At 70.2% G+C, this 21680-nt stretch carries 15 protein-coding genes; 6 read left to right on the top strand and 9 right to left on the bottom strand.

Features of this window, described 5'->3' with window-relative positions; genetic code table 11:
* The first annotated feature begins 56 nt into the window (after positions 1-56).
* Positions 57-1094, top strand: coding sequence for an LLM class flavin-dependent oxidoreductase (locus tag ACFJGU_RS20180; protein WP_382306044.1), 1038 nt, complete (start codon positions 57-59; stop codon positions 1092-1094).
* An 18-nt stretch (positions 1095-1112) separates the two neighbouring features.
* On the opposite strand, the gene ACFJGU_RS20175 is transcribed toward ACFJGU_RS20180, so the two are convergent.
* From ACFJGU_RS20175 to ACFJGU_RS20145, 7 genes are all read right to left on the bottom strand, one after another.
* Entirely contained in the window at positions 1113-2294 is a 1182-nt protein-coding gene (locus ACFJGU_RS20175) for a Fic family protein (RefSeq protein ID WP_382306042.1), read from the bottom strand.
* 97 nt (positions 2295-2391) lie between these two features.
* Positions 2392-3039, bottom strand: a complete 648-nt coding sequence (locus ACFJGU_RS20170) for a winged helix-turn-helix transcriptional regulator (RefSeq protein WP_382306040.1) — start codon at positions 3037-3039, stop codon at positions 2392-2394.
* 11 nt (positions 3040-3050) lie between these two features.
* The gene (locus tag ACFJGU_RS20165; protein WP_382306038.1) at positions 3051-3488 is read right to left on the bottom strand and encodes a VOC family protein; all 438 of its coding nucleotides are present in this window, start codon (positions 3486-3488) and stop codon (positions 3051-3053) included.
* An 84-nt stretch (positions 3489-3572) separates the two neighbouring features.
* Positions 3573-4724 (bottom strand): glycerol dehydrogenase, encoded by a 1152-nt coding sequence (locus tag ACFJGU_RS20160; RefSeq protein ID WP_382306036.1) that lies wholly within the window; start codon positions 4722-4724, stop codon positions 3573-3575.
* Positions 4725-4806: 82 nt separating this feature from the next.
* Positions 4807-5673 carry an NAD(P)-dependent alcohol dehydrogenase gene (locus ACFJGU_RS20155; protein WP_382306034.1) on the bottom strand — a complete coding sequence of 289 codons (867 nt, stop codon included), beginning with the start codon at positions 5671-5673 and terminating at the stop codon, positions 4807-4809.
* 171 nt (positions 5674-5844) lie between these two features.
* Positions 5845-6627 carry a metal-sulfur cluster assembly factor gene (locus ACFJGU_RS20150; RefSeq protein WP_382306032.1) on the bottom strand — a complete coding sequence of 261 codons (783 nt, stop codon included), beginning with the start codon at positions 6625-6627 and terminating at the stop codon, positions 5845-5847.
* Positions 6627-7670, bottom strand: a complete 1044-nt coding sequence (locus ACFJGU_RS20145) for an amidohydrolase family protein (RefSeq protein ID WP_382306030.1) — start codon at positions 7668-7670, stop codon at positions 6627-6629. Before ACFJGU_RS20145 ends, ACFJGU_RS20150 begins: the two co-directional genes overlap by 1 nt.
* Positions 7671-7832: 162 nt before the next feature.
* Between ACFJGU_RS20145 and ACFJGU_RS20140 the strand changes: the two genes are divergently transcribed.
* Both ACFJGU_RS20140 and ACFJGU_RS20135 read left to right on the top strand, forming a co-directional pair.
* Complete coding sequence (locus tag ACFJGU_RS20140) at positions 7833-9302, top strand: GAF domain-containing protein (protein WP_382306028.1); 1470 nt, start codon at positions 7833-7835, stop codon at positions 9300-9302.
* Between the two features lie 56 nt (positions 9303-9358).
* Positions 9359-9955, top strand: coding sequence for a class I SAM-dependent methyltransferase (locus ACFJGU_RS20135; RefSeq protein ID WP_382306026.1), 597 nt, complete (start codon positions 9359-9361; stop codon positions 9953-9955).
* Positions 9956-9970: 15 nt separating this feature from the next.
* Here ACFJGU_RS20135 and ACFJGU_RS20130 read toward each other — a convergent pair whose 3' ends face one another.
* The gene (locus ACFJGU_RS20130) at positions 9971-10576 is read right to left on the bottom strand and encodes a MerR family transcriptional regulator (RefSeq protein WP_382306024.1); all 606 of its coding nucleotides are present in this window, start codon (positions 10574-10576) and stop codon (positions 9971-9973) included.
* Between the two features lie 88 nt (positions 10577-10664).
* On the opposite strand from ACFJGU_RS20130, the gene ACFJGU_RS20125 reads away from it, so the two are divergent.
* From ACFJGU_RS20125 to ACFJGU_RS20115, 3 genes are all read left to right on the top strand, one after another.
* On the top strand, positions 10665-11165 hold the full coding sequence (locus ACFJGU_RS20125; RefSeq protein ID WP_382306023.1) for a DUF4188 domain-containing protein: 501 nt from the start codon (positions 10665-10667) through the stop codon (positions 11163-11165).
* 125 nt (positions 11166-11290) lie between these two features.
* Positions 11291-15202, top strand: a complete 3912-nt coding sequence (locus ACFJGU_RS20120; protein WP_382306021.1) for a hypothetical protein — start codon at positions 11291-11293, stop codon at positions 15200-15202.
* A gap of 30 nt (positions 15203-15232) precedes the next feature.
* Positions 15233-19600 (top strand): hypothetical protein, encoded by a 4368-nt coding sequence (locus ACFJGU_RS20115; protein WP_382306019.1) that lies wholly within the window; start codon positions 15233-15235, stop codon positions 19598-19600.
* A gap of 115 nt (positions 19601-19715) precedes the next feature.
* On the opposite strand, the gene ACFJGU_RS20110 is transcribed toward ACFJGU_RS20115, so the two are convergent.
* Entirely contained in the window at positions 19716-21488 is a 1773-nt protein-coding gene (locus tag ACFJGU_RS20110) for a cell wall-binding repeat-containing protein (RefSeq protein WP_382306017.1), read from the bottom strand.
* Positions 21489-21680: the final 192 nt, after the last annotated feature.

Here is a 21680-nt window from a genome sequence, read left to right as displayed (position 1 = left end):
CGGAGGCGAGGGCGGCGTCGAGGAATTCTCCGCGTCGGCCCGGTGTTCTCCTCCCTGTGACCGCAACGAATCGCAAGAACATCGGCTTCCTCTCCTTCGGGCACTGGACGCCGTCGCCGCAGTCGAAGACCCGCAGCGCCGCCGACACGCTGCTGCAGTCGATCGATCTCGCGGTCGCGGCCGAGGAGCTCGGTGCCGATGGAGCGTACTTCCGGGTGCACCACTTCGCCCGGCAACTCGGATCGCCGTTCCCGCTGCTCGCCGCCGTCGGCGCACGCACGTCGAGCATCGAGATCGGTACGGGCGTCATCGACATGCGCTACGAGAACCCCTTCTACATGGCGGAGGATGCCGGTGCGGCCGACCTCATCTCGGGCGGCCGCTTGCAGCTGGGCATCAGCCGGGGGTCACCCGAGCAGGTGATCGAGGGCTGGCGCTACTTCGGCTACCGCCCCGGCGAAGGTCAGGATGACGCCGACCTCGCCCGCGAGCACACCCGCGTCTTCCTGGAGCTGCTGAAGGGCGAGGGCTTCGCACAGCCGAACCCGCGACCCATGTTCCCGAACCCCCCGGGTCTCCTGCGCATCGAGCCCTACTCGGAGGGTCTGCGCGAGCGCATCTGGTGGGGCGCCGCATCGAACGCGACGGCGCGCTGGGCGGCAGAGCTCGGCATGAACCTGCAGTCGTCGACCCTGAAGATGGACGAGACGGGCGAACCGTTCCATGTGCAGCAGGCGAAGCAGATCCGCGAATTCCGCGAGGCGTGGGCATCCGCCGGTCACGCGTTCGAGCCGCGGGTGTCGGTCAGCCGAAGCATCTTCGCGATCACCACCGACCAGGATCGCGCCTACTTCGGCGGCGGTGACGACCGAGAAGACCAGATCGGCAACATCGACGCGAACATGCGCGCGATCTTCGGCCGCAGCTACGCCGCGGAGCCGTCGCGTCTCGTCGAGCAACTCGCCGAGGACGAGGCGATCGCCGAAGCCGACACCCTGCTGCTCACCGTTCCGAACCAGCTCGGGGTCGACTACAACGCCCACGTGCTCGACGCCATCCTCACGGAGGTCGCCCCGGCCCTCGGCTGGCGCTGACGCAGGCCGCGGTGGCGCCTACCGGCGAATACTCCGGCGGGCAAACGCGTCGAGCGCTGCGAGCACCTTCGGCGCCGACCACATCCGATTCCTCTTCCTCGAGGTGAGCTCGTCGAGCACCCCGCGCTCGACGAGGAGGTCGAGTGCCGTGAAGAGCGTGGGGTCGGAGGCGCTGATCCGCTCACGCACCAACCGGCTGTTCACGACAGGTTGCTCCAAGACCACAGGGAGGATGCGACGCGCGGCCGAGTCGGAGCGGACGCCGGCGAGCGCATCCTGCCATTCATCGAGGATCGCGGTGATGTCGGCGACGAGCTGCGATCCGTTGGCGATCGCAAGGAATGAGCCCTCGGCGAAGACGTCCACGATCTGTTCGACGTCGCCGCCGCGGTAGCTCGTGAGTGCGCCGAAGTACTCGTCGCGAAGCTGCAGGATGCCCGCCGAGACCGGCACGGTGACCCCCCGTGTGAGGCCATCGCGCCGCAACGCGGCCTGCACGAGCGCGCGACCGGTTCGTCCGTTGCCGTCGGGGAAAGGGTGGATCGTCTCGAACTGAGCGTGGGCCACCGCGATTGCCGCCAAGGGAAGTGGCGCGGGCCGGAGCGAGTACGCGATGAAGTCGTCGATCGCGTCGGATACGCGATCATGGTGAGGCGGCACGAAGTCGGCATTGTGAGGTCCGTAGTTTCCTCCTCCGATCCAGACCTGTTCCGTGCGGAATCGACCTGTGATGTCGGGATCGGAGGACTCGAGCAGCTGACTGTGCATGGCGATGATGCTCTCCGCCGTCAGCTCATCCGATGCGGCGACGGCGGCCTCCAGTGCTCGCACGTTGGCGACGATCAGTGGAGCGTTACCGGAGTCACGCTCCCCGAGCTGGGCTTCGGCGATCGCCTTGGCGCTGCTGCTGAGGTTCTCGATCTCCGAACTCGACGCTGACTCGCTCCGTAACAGGATCGCTGCAAACGGCGCGGTGATGTGCCCCACCGTGTTGTCGAAGCGAATGATGCCCTCTTGGGCCTCGACGACCTTCGCGACCAGGTCATCCGGGAGAGCCAGATCGAGCAACGCGATCGATGGCGTGACGGATGCCCGGTATGGCTGAGCGAGCATCTCGCGCTGGCGCAGAGGCAGGTAGTCAGGGGAGATGCGCGAATTCCAGGGGCGTTCCTCGTAATCAACGGCGGTGCTTCTCGACACGGTCGCAACCTTTACTTACTCGACTCAGTAATTAAGTTTACCGAATAAGGGCAAATAGAGGAATCAGTCATTCTGGGTTGGGGGGCAGAGCCGCCCATCACGCCGCCAGGTGGAACGTTCGCGCGAAGCGTTCGAGGAGGTCGCCTCGGCCGCGGAGGATCTCGACGGCGCCGGTCGTGATCGCGTGGTCGGGGGCGAGCTCGCCGGAGAGGAGCCGGCGGACGCCCGCACCCGCCTCGAAGGCGAAGGCCAGGTCGGCCGGACCGGCGCCGCGCTTCACGTCGAGGGAGGAACCGTCGACCCGGATGAGCAGCTCGGCGGCACCCAGACGCGCCGCGTAGGCGGTCGCCGGGAGCTCGAGGGCCACCTGCGGCCGGAAAGCGGTCCGCAGATCCATCGTCATCGAGTCGGGCGTGATGACCTGCTCGTCGCGGGGATCGTCGAGCGCCTTGAACCCCCACGCCCCGAGCGCGAGCACGACCGGCTCGAGCTCGCGCCCATACGGCGTCAGCTCGTAGACGATGACCCGCGACCGCGGTGCCCGACGGATGACGCCGGCCGCCTGCAGCTCCTTGAGCCGCGCCGCCAGGATGTTGCTCGGGATGCGGGGGAGTCCCGCGGCGAGCTCACCGTAACGGCGCGGCCCGACGAGCAGGTCGCGGATGATCAGCAGTGCCCAGCGCTCGCCCACGAGCTCCAGGGCGCGGGTGATGCCGGAGTACTGCCCGTAGTCGCGCGCAGCCACGGGCGGCGACCTCAGCTCTGCTGGGCGGCGTAGGCCTCGGGGCCCTGCTCGGCGGCGACCGGGTCCATCCAGCCGAACTCGAGGATGTTGCCGTCGGGATCGGTCAGCTGACGCTGATACATGAAGCCGTAGTCGGATGCCGCCTGCGCCTCGGTTCCGCCCGCTGCGAGCCCGGCGGCCACGGCGGTGTCGACGTCGTCGCGGCTGTCGACGAAGATCGCGGTGGCGACCGAGACGTCCTTCGCCGGGTCGCCGATGGGCCGCTCGCTGAAGGTCTGGAAGAAGTCGCGGGTCAGCAGCATGAACGCGCTGTGATCGGGCTCGACGACCACGCAGGCCGCGTTGTGGTCGGTGAACTTCGGGTTCACCGTGAACCCGACGGCCGTGTAGAACGCCTTCGCGCGCTCCAGGTCGGTCACCGGCAGGTTGACGAACATCATGGTGGTCATCGTGGTCTCCCTCGTGTGCATCCCGTGTGGACGACACAACACTTGCAAAAAACAAGTGGCACGTCAAGAGCCGCTTCGTCGAGATCAGTGATGTGCCACGTACGGCACGGGTTCGGGCAGCTTCGCCTCGGCCCGCGCGCGGCGCGCGAGACGCTCGATCGACTTCAGAGCCGCCACGACGTCGACCGGCCGCACCTCGAACGGCATGGCGTGGATGGTCTCCCCGGGCACGGTCGCGAGCTCCGCGACCTGGCCGAGTTCGGCCGAGTCGGCGTCGAGCCCGATCTCCGTGAGGGTGGTCGGCAGCCCGACCCGGGTGGTGAACTCGATGAAGTCGCGGATGTCGGCGGTCGGCGCTCCTTCGAGAACCAGCTGCGTGATCGATCCGATGTTCACCTTCTGCCCGTGCGCCAACCCGTGCGTCTGTGGTGCGGCGGTGAGGCCGTTATGGATCGCGTGCGCCGCCGCGAGACCGCCCGACTCGAAGCCGAGGCCCGAGAGCAGCGTGTTCGCCTCGATGACCTTCTCCACCGCCGGGGTCACGACGTGGTCGCGCACTGCGTCGAGGGCGGGGAGGGCGTTCTCCCAGAGCACGTCCCAGCTCAGGCGCGCGAGCGCCGTGCCCGTCTCGGTGGGGAGGCCCCCGGCCATCGTGTTCGAGTTCGAGCGCGAGGTGGCGCGCGCCTCGAGCCAGGTCGCCAGGGCGTCGCCGACCCCGGCCGCGAGGAACGCCGCCGGGGCGTTGGCCACGAGCTGCGAATCGACGAGCACGAGATCCGGGTTGCGCGGGAAGAACCGGTACTCCTCGAAGGCGCCGTCCTCGGTGTAGATGACGGCCAGCGCGGACGTGGGGGCATCCGTCGATGCGACCGAGGGGACGGTGACCCAGCGGATGCCGGCGAGGAAGCCCGACGACTTCACCGCATCGATCGTGCTGCCCCCGCCGAGAGCCACCACGACGTCTGCACCGGCGTCGGCGATCACGGCGACGAGTCGGTCGATCTCGGCCGCGCTCGGGATGCCGTTGAACTTCTCCCGGCGCACGGGCAGGTCGGCCGCGCGCAAGGACGCCTCCACGTCGTGGCCGACGAAGCCCCACACGACGTCGTCGGCCACCAGCAGCGGGTTCGATCCGATCGGGGCGAGGTACTCGCCCAGTCGGGTGATGGCCCCAGGGCCCTGCACGTAGCGGCCGGGGCTGATGACCGTGCGGATGGGGATGGTGTCGGTGGGCATGTCGTTCTCCTGACGTCGTCGGGTCCGGCCGAGCGGCCCGGGGTGGAACCGAGGGATGGGAAAGAGGGTTACGGGAAGAGGGTTACGGGATGAGGATGGCGCGGCCGCGCACGCGTCCCGCGTCGAGGTCGTCGATGGCCCGTTGGAAGTCGTCGAGCGGATAGGTGACGGTGTGCAGCTTCACGAGTCCACGGGCCGCGAGCACCATCAGCTCGGTGAGGTCGTCGTAACTGCCGACGAGGTTGCCGATGAAGTTGATCTCGTTCGAGATGACGTCGATGGTGGGGATGTCGATGTTCTCGCCGTAGCCGACGACGTAGAAGTCGCCCGCCTGGCGGAGCATCCGCACCCCTTCGGAGGTCGAGCCGCCCTCGCCCACGAAGTCGATCACGGCCTCAGCCCCATCACCGTCAGTGAGTTCGAGCACACGGGTGACGTGTGATCCATCCTCCGACGCGAGCACGGTGTGATCGGCGCCGAGTGAGGCGGCGAGCTCCAGCGCGGCCGGGTTGCGGTCGACCACGATCACCTCGGAGGCGCTGAGCGCCTTCAGCACCTGGATGCCGATGTGGCCGAGACCACCCGCGCCGATGATCACGCAGCGGTCGGCCGGCCGGAGTTTCCGAGCGGCCTTGGCGACGGCGTGGTAGGCGGTGAGCCCGGCGTCGGCGAGAGCCGCGACATCCGCGGGTTCCAGCGAATCGGCGATGCGGACGACGCTGCGGGCGCTGGTCTTGAGGAAATCGGCGTAGCCGCCGTTGGTGTTGATGCCCGGGAACAGGCTCTGCGTGCAGTGCACGTCGTCGCCCGAACGGCAGGCCCGGCACAGTCCGCAGGTGATCAGCGGATGCACGATCACCTTGTCGCCGACGGCCACATTGGTGACGGCGCTGCCGATGGCCTCCACCCACCCCGCGTTCTCGTGACCGATCGTGTACGGAAGTGTCACGCCCGACTTCTGTTCCCATTGCCCCTCGAGGATGTGCAGGTCGGTGCGGCACACGCCGGCGCCCCCCGATCCGCACGATCACGTCGAACGGCCCGGTGATCTCGGGCCGGGGGATCGCGTTCAGTTGGAGATTCTGGTGGTAGCCGACCACCTGAACGGCTCTCATCGTGCTCATGCGTCACTCTTTCCTGTGGTTCGGAGAAGGCTGGACAGGGGGAAGAAGTTCTCCTCGGCACGCGGTGCCTGGTCGGCCTCCGATCCCGGGTAGCGGGTGGCGAGCAGCCCACGGCAGAAGTGTGCGTTGCCGTCGATCGAGATGCGGGTCGATCGCGCTCGCCGCAGGGCGAGGGCGGCGGAAGAGGCGGGATGTGGCGCCCCGTGCTCGTCCACCAGCACTGGCGCGGAGTCGTCGACGCTCAGGCCGATCGTCTCGCGCCGGCGGAGGAGGGCGGCCTTCGCCGCGTCGTCGGGCAGGTCGCCCAGGACCACGGTCGCGACATCCTGTTCCTCGAGGTCGCTGCGGACGCGCAGGAGCGCCGTCAGCGCCCGCTCCATCGCGGCGGTGTGCGCCTTGCGCTGGAAGGTCGTGCGCAGCTCGTCGAGATCGCTCTCGGCCTCGTGACGGAACGTGCCCCGATAGCCCGCATCCGCGGCGAGTCCGCGATTGATGATCTCGGAGTCGTGGTGGTCGTCGAGCTCCACCACCACCCGTCCGGCCTCCGGCATCGCGGTGAGCGCGTCTTTGGCGTCGGAGGCCATCAGGTACGCGAAGTTCGGTGCGCAGAACGAGGTGGGCAGGCGCAGGTGCACCTCGATGCCGTCCTCGGTGAAGGCCACCGAGCGCACGAACCCGAGATCGGTGATCGGCTCGTCGAGCTCGGGGTCGATCACCGCGTCCAGTGCCCGCATCACGTCATCCTCGTTCAGAGCGAGCAGGGCGGTCGCGGCGGCCATCAGACCGCCGCCAGATCGGCCCGCTCCGGCTCGCGGGGGCCGGTCTCGGTCTCGTCGGCATCCGGCAGCTGCAGTTCGGCGGGCACCGGGATGTCGTACATCTTCGCCGCGTTCAGCCCGAGGATCTTGCGCTTCTGATCCATGGTGATCGGCGCGTACTCGGTCATGTCCTCCGGGATCTGGAAGTCGACGAACGCCTCGATCAGCCACCGCGGCGTCCACAGGGCGTAGTCGCTGGAGAACTGGATGCGGTCCTCGCCGATCCAGTAGATGAGCTCGCCGATGATCTGCGCGAAGTACCGCGGGCGGGTGTGGATGAACGGCATCGCGACCGCGAGGCCCCCGTGCACGTTCGGCTCCTGCGTCGCGATCCAGCAGAAGTCCTCAAGGCGCGGCAGGCCGACGTGCTCGACGATGAAGTTGAGGTCGGTGAAGTCGGTGGCCACGTGGTCGACGTCGGCCACGTCGAAGGCGTCGCGGTCGAGTGGTCGGATCGTCGGCCCTTTGTGGATGTGGATGTTGCGGATGCCGAGCTCCTGGCAGGCCTCGAAGTAGCGGTAGGCCCACGGTTCGTCGAGCTTCCACCCGCGGGACTCGCCCAGCCACTCCGCGGTGTAGAGCTTGACGCCCTTGAGGTCGAAGCGTTCCGCGTCGGCCCGAAGCTGGTCGAGGCCGGCTTCCCCGAACCGCGGGTCGAAGTTGTGGTTGTACGTGAGCTTGCCCGGGTTCGCCTGCGTCAATGCCCAGGCCTCCTCGGTCTGCCCGAAGCCGTTGTGATAGAACTCGCCGAGCTTCGCCGGCTGGAAGATCGCGTGGTCGACGTAGCCGTCGGTGAAGAGATCTTTCATGAGGCGCTCGCCGCCCTGGTAGAGATACTCCTCGTACGTCCACTTCTCCGACTCCGGGGAGAGGTTCGCGTGGTAGTCGTAGAAGCAGTCGATGAACTGCTTGCCGTGGATGTTGCGCTGGTTCTCGGGCCGCGCATCCCACAACGCCACGTGGGCGTCGACGATGAAGAAGCTCTCGCCGTCCTTCTGATACATGTCTGCTCCTTTGCTGCATGCCGGGGATTCTGCATCCCTGCCGCAACGGTAATCCGGGCGTGGACGGGTGACTCCGGAACCCCGTCTCAATCTGAGACGCGAACAGGAGACATCCGTCGCCGCCGCGCTTAAGCTGGCTGCTACGGACGAGCGAAGGTGCTGATGGACGTCGAAGACCTGCCCTCTCGGGCCCAGGTGCACGGAGCGCCTGTGGCGGCCATCCCGGCGCGTCTTCTCGCCTCGTGGCAGCGCAGCGAAGGTTACGGAGTCTCGCTGGACGAGGTGCAGCCGGAGTTCTCCGGCACCTATGACGACGAGTCGCTCTTCTACGAGTGCGGGCGCGAGGTACTCGCCGATCTGCACAGCACCCTGGGGTCGGAGCCGGTCGGGCTGATGCTGACCGATGCCGAGGGGCTCGTGCTCAACCGGCTGAGCGGTGATCGCGCCCTCCTCCAGGCGCTCGACCAGGTGCATCTGGCCCCGGGATTCTCCTACTCCGAGCGCCAGGCGGGCACCAACGGTCTGGGACTCGCCCTGGCCGATCGGGTGCCCTCACTGGTGAGGGCCGATGACCATTACTCCCTCAGCCTGTGTGGCTACACCTGCGCCGCCGCCCCCGTATTCGATCCGCTGACAGGGCGGCTGGAGGGAGCGGTCAATTTCACCACCTGGTCGGATGCCCGTTCCGAACTGCTGCTCGCGCTCGCGCAGACGGCGGCGACCTCCACCGCCAACCTGATGTTGGCGCGGTCGCAGGGCCACCGTCCGCGTCGGGCGTCTCGGGGGCAGGTCTTCCGCATCGAGGCGCTCCGGCACGAGCCCGGAGCGGGAGCCGCATCGATGCCGGAGCTCTCGGAGGCGTGGAACGACGCGGTCACTCGAGCGACCGAGGCGCTGCGGGGCGGTCGTGTGGTGGCGGCGGTCGGCGAACGCGGATCGGGGCGATCAACACTTCTTGCACTCGCCGAGCGCCAGGCGCATCCGGACCATCGGCTGCTCGCCGTGCGCGCGCCCGAACCTCACGACGTCGACTCGTGGCTGGCGCTCTGGACGCCCGAACTCGCCCGCTCGCACACGGGCTTCGTCATCTGCGACACCGACGACCTGCCGGCGGCCGCGGCCGAGCGCCTGCAGGTGCTCGTCGAGGCCCGCGGTGCGACGCCGGGTGCGTTCGCGATGTCGGCGGAGGGGTTCGACGCCATCCCGCCGTCGCTGGCCTCGTTGGTCGACACCGTCGTTCAGGTGCCGCCCTTGCGGGAGCGGATGGGCGACATCCTGCCGCTCGCCGACCACCTCGCCCGTCGGGTGCGGGGGAGGAGCGTCGACATCACGCCTGCCGCCGCCCGCGCGCTCACCGACTACACCTGGCCGGGGAACGTGACCGAACTGGCGGTCGTCGTGCGCGAGGCGGCGACCCGGACGGACGCCATCGACGCCCGGCACCTCCCGCCCGAGTTGCTCTCGCGGGCCGAGCACCTGCCGCGCATCAAAGCGTTCGAGCGGGATGAGATCGTTCGCGTGCTCACCCGGCCGGGTGTCACGATCGATGATGCGGTCGACGAGCTCGGGATGAGTCGCGCCACGATCTACCGCAAGCTTGCGCAGTACGGCATCCGCCTGCACCAGCGCTGACGCCGCAGGTCAGCCCGGTGTCGGCGGGGCGGCGCCGTGTCGCTACGCTCAACGGGATGGATGACGTGACCGAGGCCTACTCGCGACGCGCGGCCGAGTACACCGATCTGCTCGGCTCGATGTCCTCGGTGCACGCGTCCGATCGGCAGCTGATCGACAGCTGGCTGGAGACGCTCACCGGCCCCGTGCTCGACGCGGGCTGCGGGCCGGGCCACTGGACGGATCACATCGCCTCCCGTGGATTCGCGGTGCGCGGGATCGATCGCGTTCCCGCTTTCCTCGAGCACGCCCGCTCGAGCTATCCCGGGGTGAGCTTCGGACTCGGCAGCATCGACCGGATCGAGGAGCCCGATGGGTCGATCGGCGGCGTGCTGTCGTGGTATTCGACCATCCACCATCCACCCGCGCGCATCGCGGAGCCGATCGGCGAGTTCGCCCGGGTGCTCCGGCCGGGTGGGGGACTGGTGCTCGGCTACTTCCACGGATCGGCCGTCGAGCGCTTCGACCACGCCGTCGCGCCCGCCTACCGCTGGCCGGCGGGCGAGCTGGAGGAGCTCCTCGTGACGCATGGTTTCGAGGTGCTCGAGTCCCACACCCGGACCGGTGTGGGGCATCGGCCGCTCGGAGCCATCGTCTGCCGCCGCGGGGAGTGAGCGTCGACGCGCCGATCAGGGCGCGAAGCGCCGCGCGGATGCCGACTGCTGGGCGAGACGGCGGAGGCTGAGGAGCAGTGGTTCGACGAGCACGGTGCCGAGGATCACGTACTGGGCGGCGGCCTCGGCCGAATCGGTCGGCACGTCGGCCACCTCGTCGGCTGCCACCCCCATCATCGCCCGCGCGTAGCGCTCGATCACCTCGTCGGAGAGCTCGAAACCGCCGGCCGTGAGCGCCCGCAGGGCCTCCTCCAGCGCCGCGACCGAGTCGGGGGCGCAGGTCGCGGAGTCCCAGCCGAGTCGATCCAGCAGTGCGCGGGCCCGGGCGAGATCGAGCGTCGGGTCGCGGGGCGGTGTCACCGTCTGGTGCGCGATCCCCAGAAGGTCGTATTCGGAGGGCGGATTCTCGATCGCCTGCAGGATGCGTCGGGTGTCGGCGAGGCTCTGGCCTGCCGGGCCCACCAGGGCGCGGATCAAGCGCAGCCGCTCAACGTGGGCTTCACCGTACTGGGCCTGGGTCGCCGAGGTGCGCTGCCCTTCGGGGAGCAACCCTTCCCGCAGGTAGTACTTCACCGTCGCCGTGGGCAGTCCCGCCTCGCGGGCGAGTTCCGACATCCGCATCGCCGCCTCCTTGACATGGATAGTAGCACTACCCATTATTGGATACTGTAGCTATCCAGTTACGACGACCCGACGGCAGGAGCACACCATGGCCACGATCATGAGCAAACGGATGACGCACGACTACTCGGGAGAACTCGTCGTCTTCCTTATCGGGATGCGTGTGAACAAGCCCTGGCGGGTCGACCTCTGGTGGCCGGCGTTCACGGCGATGCCGCGGATGCTGCGCGAGCTCATGAGCGATCCGGATTCGGGACTCATGGGTGTGCGCTTCTCGATGGGCGGGGACGGTCCGGTCATCGTGCAGTACTGGAACTCGCTCGACAAGCTCTACGCCTACGCCTCCGATCGCACCAGCGCCCACCGCCCTGCCTGGGCCGCGTTCAATCGCCACGTGCGCAAGGCCCCGGGTGCTGTGGGCATCTGGCACGAGACCTTCGTGACCGAGCGGGCCGAGACCATGTACGTCGGGATGCCGGTGACGGGGCTGGCCGCGGCCACGAGCGCGGTCGAGGTCGGCAGGCCCCATGACACGGCCGCCGCCCGAGCGCGCGACGGCGAGACCCGCTCCGCCGACCGGCTCGGCTGACGCTCAGCGGCAAATGCGGCGAAGGGCTTGTCCTGGGAATCGTCGAGTCCCTAGGATCTGGCTGACGCGGTGGAGCGGATGTGCAGACGCTCCCGCGTCGCGGGTGCGACCGGGTGGAGGCAGCGATGCCAGGAACTGTCGACGAGCGCGTTCGAGCCTGGGCTGCGGCCGAATGGGCGGCGATCGCCCCCGGATCGGACGTCGTAGCGCTTCCCTCGGTCGCCGACGGCGACCTCGTCGTGCCGGTGACGAGGGCGAGCGATCTCGTCTCGCTCGTCACCGTCTGGCACGGGGTCGAAGCCGTTGACGGGCCGTCCGGCCCCGAGCTGCGGCTGGCGGCGGGAGCGGATGCCGGTGCCGGAGCCGAGGATCCGCCGACCCTGGCGGTGCACTTCCCCTTCCAGCACGCGCACGAGAGCGCACGCTACGAGGCGGCCGGCTCCCCTCAGCCGCCGATGCTGCCCTCGACGAGCGCCGCCGAGCCGGCACCGGATGTCGACGTACCCGACGGGCCGGCGCGCCTCCGGCCGGCGCGCGCCTCCCGCCTCGTCTTCACGCTGCCCGCCGACCTCGTCGTGCCGCTCACCACGGCCGGTGTCCTCGCGCTCCTGCCCACGCTGACGATGCGCGTGCATCCGCTCGCCACGCCCGGCGAGGCCCCCGTGGCCTACCCCGACTTCCCGCCGACGATCATCTGGCCCTGGGTCGTCGTGGACACCGGGATGCGGGCGCGCCTGCGCGACGGCGTCGTCGAACTCGCCGCCACCACCACGACCGAGGATGCCCGGCTCGAGACGCTGTCGGCGGCCGCGACCCGGAGACTGTTCGCGCAGAACCGCGCAGAGGTGCTCGACGCCCTGCAGACGACACCGCTGCAGGCCGCGCGCGGGTTCGCACTCGAGCGAAACCCGGGTTGGTTGCGGCCCTGGATTCCCGGCGGTCGGCTCGTGCCGGGCGAGTGGCTCGGCCCATCGACCTTCAGTCGCCCGCCCGAACCCAGCGAGACCTCGATCGAAGCGCCCTTCCGGCTCGCCGTGTCGCCGGCGGTCGACGGGCGCTGGACCCACGCGTCCCATCCCGTCCGCGCTGACGAGCCGCCCGGGAGAGGCGCACCCGAACTGGTCGAGCTGTGGCACACCCGTCTCGCCCGGGTCGCCGATTCCACGAGCGACGCCGTCGAAGACCCGGACGACCGCCGACGCATCGTGCGCGCCGTCTGGACCCGCGATCGAGACGGACTCCTCGACCAGCAGTGGACCGATCCGAAAGCCGACCAGGCCGGCGGCGCCCTCTTCGACGCCTCGCCGGCCGACGAGAAGCCCTTCCTCGGCAGCCTCAACCGCTCCGACCGCCAGCGGCTCGTGCGGCAGTCGAGCGAGTCGTGGGCCCCGAGCCGGCGCGCGACCCCCATCCCGCCCGTCCCCGTCGCCGCGCGGCGGCTCTGGCTCTCGGCCTACGGCGCGGCGCTCGACCTGCACGGACAGTGGAACACCAAGCCCTACTCCGCCGCCGGCATCGCCTCGATCCTCGCCTGGGACCACGTCGCCACCGGCGGGCGCGACCAGTACGTGCGCGTCGTGTATCCGGGCTACCTCTACCCCTTCGGACACCGGACCGTTCTGGTGAAGGTGACGCAACGCGTCATCCGCCCCTCCGACGACCCGGTGGCCGGCCTCGTGCAGCATCGGTTCCTCGCGGTCACCCAGCCCGTCAACAGCTACGACTCGCACGAGTTCCCGTTCGTCAGCATCCGGCTCTCGCCGGCGATCACCCCCGACCTCGACGAGGGCGCGACCAACGGCGACAAGTTCTGGCCCACGGTGGGCGGCCTGCCCTTCCCCTTCCGCGCCGAAGCGATCGACAAGGCCGGGCGGATCACCCAGCTCGACGTGCCGCTCCTGTGGGTGGCCGAACACGCCTCCGCCGCCGACCAGCAGGCGGCCATCGACGCCGAATACGACGCGAGTCCGCTCCGCGCCGTGCCGGCCCGCGGTCAGCGGATCGCGTTCGCGCCACCGATCCCGCGATCGGGCCCGGTCGCCCCGCCCGACGGCGGCGACCCCGTCGTAGAGACGAACCTGCTGCGCTTCCGGGGCACGGCCGGACTCGGCACCGCCACGCCGCGTGTGAGTTCGGCGGATGTCGTGGTCACCGCCGCGAAGCAGATCGCGGGCGTCGACTCGCTCACCATCGCGTATCACTCGGCCTACCGCACCGAGGGCTTCTCGCCCGCCAACACGGGCAAGGTCTGGGCCATCGCACTGACGCAGGAGCACATCACGAACGTCGACTACGTCGACGTGGTGCTCGACGGCGAGGCGACCCTGCAGGAGGTGCCCGTCCTCTCCTTCGGCGACCCCGACCACAGCAGTGAATCCGGAGGCGGCTTCGTGCAGCCGAGCCAGCCGCTCGCCGGGCTGTCGGCGCTGACGGGCATCGTCGGCGACCCCGACGGAGCGAGGACGCAGCAGTTCGATCCCTCGGCTGCACTCGCCGGAGCCCTGCCGAAGCTCTTCGGGCTCATCCCGCTCGAGGACATCATCGGTCACGACTTCTCCTCGGCGCCCGCGGTCGTGTCGCAGACGATGGATACGCTGCAGAAGCTCGCCGACGACGTGCAGCGCGCGAAGGCCTACGCCGAGCGCGCCGTGCAGCAGGCACAGCAGGAGGTCGCCCGCCTCACGGATGCCGCGCAGTCGCTGATCGACGACGCGAACGCCACGGTGGCCGCCGCGGAGACGCTGGCCACCGACGCCGACGCCCTTGCCACCGCTCTGCCGTACATCGTCGCCGACGCGGTGGGCGACGACGACGCGGCAGCATCGGCCGCCGAGACGCAGCTGCGCGACGGGCTCGCGCGGGTGTCGAACGACATCCGCGCTCTCGGCGCGACGCTGCCCCCGCTGATCCGCCACCAGCTGGCTGACGTGGGTGAGGCGCTCGATCACGCCGCCTCCCTCACCAGCCTCATCGGCGACATCCGCGCCGCCTACCGCGCACTCAGCTCCGGGGAGCTCGCGAAGGCCGAGCTGGTCTACCGCTACGACTGGCAGCCGGAGATCTCCGACTGGCCGGCCGGCAGCCCGGTGTTCGTGCTGGCCGGGCCGAACCGCGGTCGCAACCTCACCCTTTCGGTCACGGGACGGGCGAGCGGCGCCGGCCACGCCTCGGTCGAGATCGTGGCCGAGCTGGTCGACTTCGAGCTGCACCTCATGCCGGGCGCCGACATGGTGGTGGTGCGGTTCGACCGGTTCTCGTTCCACTCCGGGTCGAGCGGCAAGACCGAGGTCGACGTGGTGTTCCGCGACATCGAGTTCGTGGGCATCCTCTCGTTCGTGCAGACGCTGAAAGACCTCATCCCCTTCGACGGGTTCTCCGACCCGCCCTACACCGACATCTCGCCGTCGGAGCTCAAGGCCGGCTTCACCCTGGCCCTGCCCAATCTCGCGGTGGGCATGTTCGCGCTCGCCAACATCTCGCTCGGTGCGTACGTGCGCGTGCCGTTCCTCGGCGAATCGGTGAGCGTCGGATTCGACTTCTGCAGCCGCGAGCGACCGTTCACGCTGACCGTGCTCTGCATCGGAGGCGGCGGATGGTTCGGCCTGCGTCTCTCGCCGAAACGGCTGGAACTGCTCGAACTCGGTCTCGAGGCCGGCGCCTACCTCTCGGTCGACCTCGGTGTCGCCTCCGGGTCGATCTCGGTGGCGATCGGCGTCTACATGAGGCTCGAGGGCGACGCGGGCTCGCTCACCGGGTATTTCCGGATGCGTGGCGAGGTGAACGTGCTCGGCATCGCGTCGGCGTCGCTCGAGCTGTCGATCGTGCTCACCTACGAGTTCTCGACCGGCAAGATGATCGGCTCGGCGACGGTGACGCTCACCATCGAGGTGTTCTGCTTCAGCAAGTCGATCAGCTTCCACGCCGAACGCCGCTTCGCCGGATCGGGTGGCGACCCCAGCTTCCGCGAGATGATCACCGGGCCCGACGGCTCGATGGGCGCCTGGGACGAATACCTCGACGCTTTCGCGGTCGAGTAGCCGAGCCGCCCGAGGAGCGAGGAGCCCGCCGTGCCGTCCGAAACCTTCATCGCCACCGCCCTGCCGCACTCCGCCGCGGACGCGCCGGCATCCGGGTTCCACGTCTCGCTCTTCGTGACTCCGCGCCTCGTTCCGGATGTCGCGGGCGAACCCCTCGGCGACTTCGGCGCGTTCGCGCGCTGGGGCGACCTGCTCGGCGGGGGAGAGATCGCGGTCACGCTCGTCGATCAGGACGGGCCGATCGAGTGCGCGCTGATGCCGAACTGGGACGCGACGCTGTGGGCACGGGTGTTCCCGCCTGACCTGCCGGTGGAGTCGAACGACCCGCCCGACTGGTCGGCGCGCGAGTGGGCGAGCTTTCCGGCAGCGAGCCTCGCGGAGGCGTCGAAGAGCATCGTGGTGGCGTCGACCCTCGCGGGGCCGAGCCTCCCGCCCGCGCCGTCGCGGCATCCGTTGTTCGAGCCCCTGCGCGACGTGCTGCGGCAGCTGGGCGTGCCCTTCGTCGAGGAGTCGGAGTACTCCCGCACCGCCCCGCCCGTGAACGAGCCGGGCATCACGGATGCGCTCGCCCGCCGGCGGGGTGACAACCCGAGCCTCGCCGGGGTGGAGTGGCAGACCGACGAGCAGGGCGGTCCGGTCTACTCCACCGACTGGGTGCACGCGCTGGTCGCCGACGCCTACAAGGCCCGACGCTTCTACGAAGACGACCGGTCACCGGCCGCGGGCGCACCGCCGGAGCCGGAGCCCCTTCCCGTTCCCGGGCCCGAGTTCCATCGCCGGGTGGGGTTCGCGGGAGACCATCCCGAGCTGCTCCGCCGCCTCGGTCTCGTGCTCGACCTGCGCGTCGCCGATCCGGGTCGGCTGACCGGATCGCAGTGGCTCGCCGCCGTGGTGGCCGTGGGTGGCGACGAGAGCCTGTCGCGCTCGCCGCGCACCCTGGTGCGGATGCTCGACGACCGGTCGCTCATCGCCGTTCCCGATCCGGCCCGGTCGGGGGAGTGGAGCGACGGGCGGTCGGCTCTGGGCAACCCGGAGGCGTTCGCGCTGATGACCGTCGATCCCGACGGGTCGGCCCTCAAGACCGAGCGCTTCGTGATGGCGCTGCCTCGCATGGCGCGTCTCGAGCGCAATGGCGACGACGTCACCGCGGCGCCTCCTGCGCTGCGGGCGACCGGATTCGCGGTCGCCCGGCTGCGGCAGGACGACAAGAGCGCCACTCAAGCCGAACGCCAGCGCGCTCTCGCCGCCGATCTCGATGCGAACCCCGACGTGGCGACCGCCCCGACCGTCGGCGCCACCGACGTCACCCGCGGCTACCGCGTCGAGGCGCTCGACCTCACCACCGGGCGCTGGCACTCCCTGCACAGCCGGCGCACGACGCTCCGCCTCGACGACGCGGTCGCCGGAGAGCTGGTGCTCGACGACGTGCCGCTCGAGGGCTTCACGCAGGGCACGGCGGCCCGCCAGAACTCGGATGCGCCGGATGCGACCCTGCACGTGCACGAGACCGTGTTCGGCTGGGACGGCTGGAGTCTCTCCGCGCCTCGCCCCGGGCGTTGGCTGCGCGACGAGTTGAGCCGCGATGCGGACGGCCGCTATACCGTCGACGAGTCCCTCGATGCCTCGACTCCGCCGCCCGCGCAGGCGCCGCCCGACCCGTTCCGCTTCACCCACCGCGTCGAGCCGGGATCGCTGCCGCGGCTGCGGTTCGGTCGCGAGTACGCGTTCCGGGCCTGGGGTGTCGACCTGGCCGGCAACACGCGTGAGCACGTGCTCGACGACTGGAGTGCCGACCCGCGCGGACCGTTCGACCCGGGCATCGCCGACCCGGAGAGCCTCCGGTCGCTCACGCCGCCGGCGCCGTTCCTGCGCTGGGACCCTGTGCCGCCCCCGGCGATCGTTCCCGAGAAGCCCTACACCGAGGGGGAGTCCCTCCGGGTCGTGGTGCTCCGCTCCGCGGTGACGCAGGACCGGGCGACCGGGGAGGTGACCGTGCACGATCCGGTGGTGCCGGCATCCGCTCGCCATCTCGCACCGCCGAAGACCAGCCAATTGCAGTCGGAGCTGCACGCGAAGTTCGACGAGGCGCTCGACACCACCGGCCCCGGCGCGGCGGGCGCACGGGCGCGGATGCTCGCCTGGTCGTTGCGCGAGAGCGGCTCGTTCTTCGACGACGCGGTGGCGGATGCGTCCGACCCCGCGGCCCCGCCGCATCCGCTCGGCTACGTCTCGTTGCACACGGAGCCCGGGGCGCTGCGCGACAAGAACGTGCGTACCACGCTGCCAGGACCGAACGATGTGCTCGCGCCGGGGCAGTACGTGGTGCACGACACCGAGTTCGCCGAGCTGCCGTACCTTCCTGACCCGCTGGCGGCCGGGGTGTCCCTGTCGTTCCCGCCGCGCAGCGATGAGCGGTTCCGGCCGGTGCTGAGTGAGGCTGCCGTCACCGTGCCCTACCTCGGCACCTGGCCGTTCGCGGAGCCCTTCCGCCTCGAACTGGTGGCCGCCGACGAGCTGGCGGGCGGCGTGAGCGAGCCGGGTCAGCTGAATGCCTCCGTCGATGGACGCCGGATCGTCTTCGAGCTGCCCGCCGGGTCGGAGCAGCGCTTCCGCCTCTCGTCGTCGCTCGAGGCGCGCTCGCTCGACCTCCTCGGCGTGTGGAACGCGTTGCCGTCGTCGTTCACCTCGGTGGCGGCGGCCGCGGCTCGCGACGGTGCGCTCTGGGCGCTCACGCCGGCCGAAGAGCTGCGCCTCGTGCACGCGGTGCCGCGCCCGGTCGCCGCTCCCCGCGCCGGCGCCGTGTTCGTGCTGCGCGAGGTCGCAGCGGCCACCGCGACCCTCCGCGGCCCGGTGGTCGTGCACGGGCCGAGCACCGAGTCGCTCACCGCCGAAGCCCGATGGCGCGAGACGGTCGACGACCCGGCCGCCGCCGGGCCGGTATTCCGGTGGATGACCGACATCGGCTTCACCGCGGCCATCGATCCGCGACAATCGGTCGCCGAACTGAACGGACGCATCCTGCCCGGCGGAGCGAACGACGACAGGTGGGCGCTCGCCGAAGCGAACCACCACTTCGCCGACACGAGGTTCCGGCGGGTGACCTACCGGTTGCGCGCAACCACACGGTTCCGCGAGTTCTTCGCCCCCGAGGCGGTCGCACCCGTTCCGTTGCCTCCTCCTCCGGCTCCGGCCGTGGCGGGGGAGATCGGCGCCGCACCGGCCGCGGGCGGCGACCCGGCTGAGCTCCCGGCATCCGATCCCCGGTCCGACGCGGTGTGGCCGCGCGACGACGGCAAGAGCGTGCTGGGCGAGCCGATCGTGCTCGACATCCCGTCGTCGGCCCGACCGCCCGCGCCGGTGGTGCACTCGGTCGTGCCGCTGTTCCGCTGGTTCGACGAGCCGGCCGCCGACCAGCCGTTCGCCCGGCGGCGCGAGCGGCGATCCGGGCTGCGCGTGTACCTCGAGCGACCCTGGTTCGCCACGGGCGAGGGCGAGCTGCTCGCGGTGCTGATGGCAGCGGCGCCGTCGCGACCCTCGGCCGACGACGACGTGGACTGGGTCAGCCAGTGGGGCCGCGACCCGATCTGGGCCGGTCGCACGCTGCCCGCGCGCCGCATCCAGCCCATCACCCTGCAGGCGCCCGACCTCGCTCTCGGCGACTCCGCCGGCGGGCATCCGACCACCGGCCGGCTGCGTCTCGCCCTTCCGTTGTCGACGGATGCCGTGCCCGAACTGGTCTCGGTCGAGGCGGTCGCGTACGCCCCGTCCTTCAATGCGGAGCGCGGCCTGTGGTTCGTCGACATCGCCTTCGAGAAGACGCCCGCGCTCTGGCCGTTCGTGCGGCTCGCGGTGGCGCGGTATCAGCCGGTGAGCCTCGACGGCCTGCATCTGTCGACCGCTGTGCGGGCCGACTTCGCGCAGCTGCCGCCCGAGCGGGTGCTCACGGTGTCGCGCACCGATGAACGCGGCATCCGGGTGCTGGTCTCCGGAGCGGCGGAGCAGTACGACCCGCCCGTGGCGCGGGAGCGCCGGCGCACGATGTCGGCCTCGCTCGAACGCTTCGACCCGGCGATCGGGGGAGACCTGGGCTGGACAACCGTGGCGCACACCGCGATGGGGGAGTGGGGGGCGCGATCCGCCGACCGGCAGCCGCCCGCCGACCTCATCTGGGGCGCAGAACTCACCGCCCCCGAGCCGCTTCCGCTGCGCCGTCCACTCGCCCGCGACGCCGACGACCCCGCGGATGTCGCCGCCCCGCCGGCGTCACCATGGCGGGTCCGGGTGCGCGAATGGGAGGAGTTCGCGGGCGACCCCGAGCTCCCCGCCGACGAAGCCGACTACCCGGCAAACGCCATCTGGGAACGCCGCCTCATCTACACCGACGAGGTGCTCCTGTGACCCGCGCGACGCCTTCACCGACGAGGTGCTCCTGAACGTCATCCGCGACGCCGTCTCTAGCGACCGAACAGTGTGAGATCAGGCACCGGATGGGCGATCCAGTCTCCGCCCGGGCTCAGCCGCAGGGTGTGAGGTCGAACACACTCTGCGTCAGCGAGTTGGGGCCCCCGATCAGAGTCACCGTACGCACCCCTCGGGTGCGCATCGCGTCCAGATCGGCCGCTGGCACGCAATCCGTGTGCACCACGTAGAGCGGCGCACCCACCAGCCCTGCCCACGCCGTGCCCGTCAGGGCATCGGGGAACGTCGAGCCGGTCACCAGGAACGCCCGGTCGACGAAGGCGTACGCCTCGGCGTTGATCGCGGTCGACACCTCGTACCGGTCGGCCCCGCCGACGCGGTGCGTGGGTGCGATCCGACCGACCGCCTGCTCCACTCCCGCCGACACCGAGACCGGACCGCCGGCGATGGTGATCGACTCGGGGTGCAGCGAGCGCAGAGCCCCCGCCGTCGCGTCGTCGATGGTGTCGGCCGATCCGTTCACCAACACGACGGGGGCGCCCAGTTTGCCCGCCGGAGCGCCGGCGCTCAGCGCATCCGCGAAGGTGGCACCCGTGGCGACGTAAGCCGATGCGCTGCCCTCGGGATAGGCGACGGCGAGCAGGTTGCGCGACACCGCGTAGCGGTCGGCCCCCGAGACGCGTTCCGTCGGGGCGATGCCGCCCAACTGCGTGAAGACGGTCGACGGAACGGAGTCCGGGCCGCCGACGACCACGATCCGCCCGGGATTCAGGCGATGCAGTTCGTCTTCCACAGCGGACGGGAGGGATGAACCGGTCGTGAGCAGCAGCGGTCCGCCGTCTTTCGCTGCGGCCGGCCCTGCGCTGAGCGCATCCGAGTAGGTGCTCCCCGTCACGACGTAGGCCACCGGCGCGCCCTGCGGATACGCCCTCTGCGAGACGGCGACCGCCACCGCATAGCGATCCGCGCCGTCGATCCGGTCGACCACGGGCTCACGAGCGAAGAAGGCCGCTGCACTGAAACTGATGCGACTGCCGGGATGTCCTCCGGAGGACTCCGGCTCGGCCGAGACGGTGATCCGCAGGGCCGTGGAGTCGAGAACGTAATCCGGAAGCTCGGCGGGGATGGCCACGTGGAGGCTCGACCCATCAGGGGCGACCTCGGTCGTGAGCGGGATGCTCGACTCCGACGAGGTCTCGACCAGAGCGGCGTCGATGATGGGGGCATCCGGGCCGGCCCAGCTGCCGTCTGGTCCCTTGCTCCAGAATCCGGCGGTCGCCGCCAATGTCAGGTCGGCGCCGGGACCGATGGCTATCGGCGACGGATACGCCGAGACGAAGGTCGCGTAGTCCGAGTACAGCGCGGTGGCGCGCGAGAGATTCGCGTTCGCGATCGTGAGAGGCGGGGTGCCGACCGAGGGCACGCTGAACTCGAGGGACACGGTGAGGTACACGCTGTCGCGGGGAGCGGTCCCCACGCTGCTGATGACGAGTCCGATCGAACTCTGGGGCGGCGAGGACGGAAGAGCGACGTCGAAGGTCCCCGTTCCCGGTGGGAGCGATCCGGTCGCAGTGTCCTGGTAGCCGGTGAGCGTCCAGGTGAAGCCGTCCACCACCAGGCTCGCCGCCTCCTGGGGCAGGGTCACGTGCACGGTCGTGGTGTCGGGGTAGACGATCGGGACGCGCCAGCTGCCGGAGAGAAGGTGGTTCTGTGTGTACACCGTCGCCGTGACCGAGTCAGAGCGGGACACGACGGACGCGGATGCGCTCGCAGGGGCCGCGGACGCCGCGATGCCCGCCGCGCCGATGAGTGTGGCGACCGTCGTCGCCACGAGAAAGGCGCTGAACCGCGCACCAATATGACTCACGTACTTCCCCCAAAGCAGTTCGCCGGAAGGCCGGCAATTCGATCGCAGCCCTTGTCGGCGGCTCGATCAGCGTAGCGCTCGCGAGCGATGTGGCGAACCGGCTCGCGACACGCCGACGCGGGCGCGTGGGCGGCGTTTAGACTTGGTACCCAAGCCGAGATAGCCGGAGAATCAGTGCCCTCGAACGACTCC

Source organism: Herbiconiux sp. UC225_62 (genome assembly GCF_042694625.1).
In the GTDB taxonomy this organism is placed as follows: domain Bacteria; phylum Actinomycetota; class Actinomycetes; order Actinomycetales; family Microbacteriaceae; genus Herbiconiux.
Note: the sequence above shows the minus strand (reverse complement) of the source record. Positions and strands in the feature narration are given on the sequence as shown.

Bases quoted from the DNA above. Each gene is read 5' to 3' on its own strand.
- ACFJGU_RS20165 (WP_382306038.1), bottom strand. From the start codon at position 3,488: ATGACCACCATGATGTTCGTCAACCTGCCGGTGACCGACCTGGAGCGC.
- ACFJGU_RS20160 (WP_382306036.1), bottom strand. From the start codon at position 4,724: ATGCCCACCGACACCATCCCCATCCGCACGGTCATCAGCCCCGGCCGC.
- ACFJGU_RS20150 (WP_382306032.1), bottom strand. From the start codon at position 6,627: ATGGCCGCCGCGACCGCCCTGCTCGCTCTGAACGAGGATGACGTGATG.
- ACFJGU_RS20145 (WP_382306030.1), bottom strand. From the start codon at position 7,670: ATGTATCAGAAGGACGGCGAGAGCTTCTTCATCGTCGACGCCCACGTG.
- ACFJGU_RS20140 (WP_382306028.1), top strand. From the start codon at position 7,833: ATGGACGTCGAAGACCTGCCCTCTCGGGCCCAGGTGCACGGAGCGCCT.
- ACFJGU_RS20135 (WP_382306026.1), top strand. From the start codon at position 9,359: ATGGATGACGTGACCGAGGCCTACTCGCGACGCGCGGCCGAGTACACC.
- ACFJGU_RS20130 (WP_382306024.1), bottom strand. From the start codon at position 10,576: ATGCGGATGTCGGAACTCGCCCGCGAGGCGGGACTGCCCACGGCGACG.
- ACFJGU_RS20125 (WP_382306023.1), top strand. From the start codon at position 10,665: ATGGCCACGATCATGAGCAAACGGATGACGCACGACTACTCGGGAGAA.
- ACFJGU_RS20120 (WP_382306021.1), top strand. From the start codon at position 11,291: ATGCCAGGAACTGTCGACGAGCGCGTTCGAGCCTGGGCTGCGGCCGAA.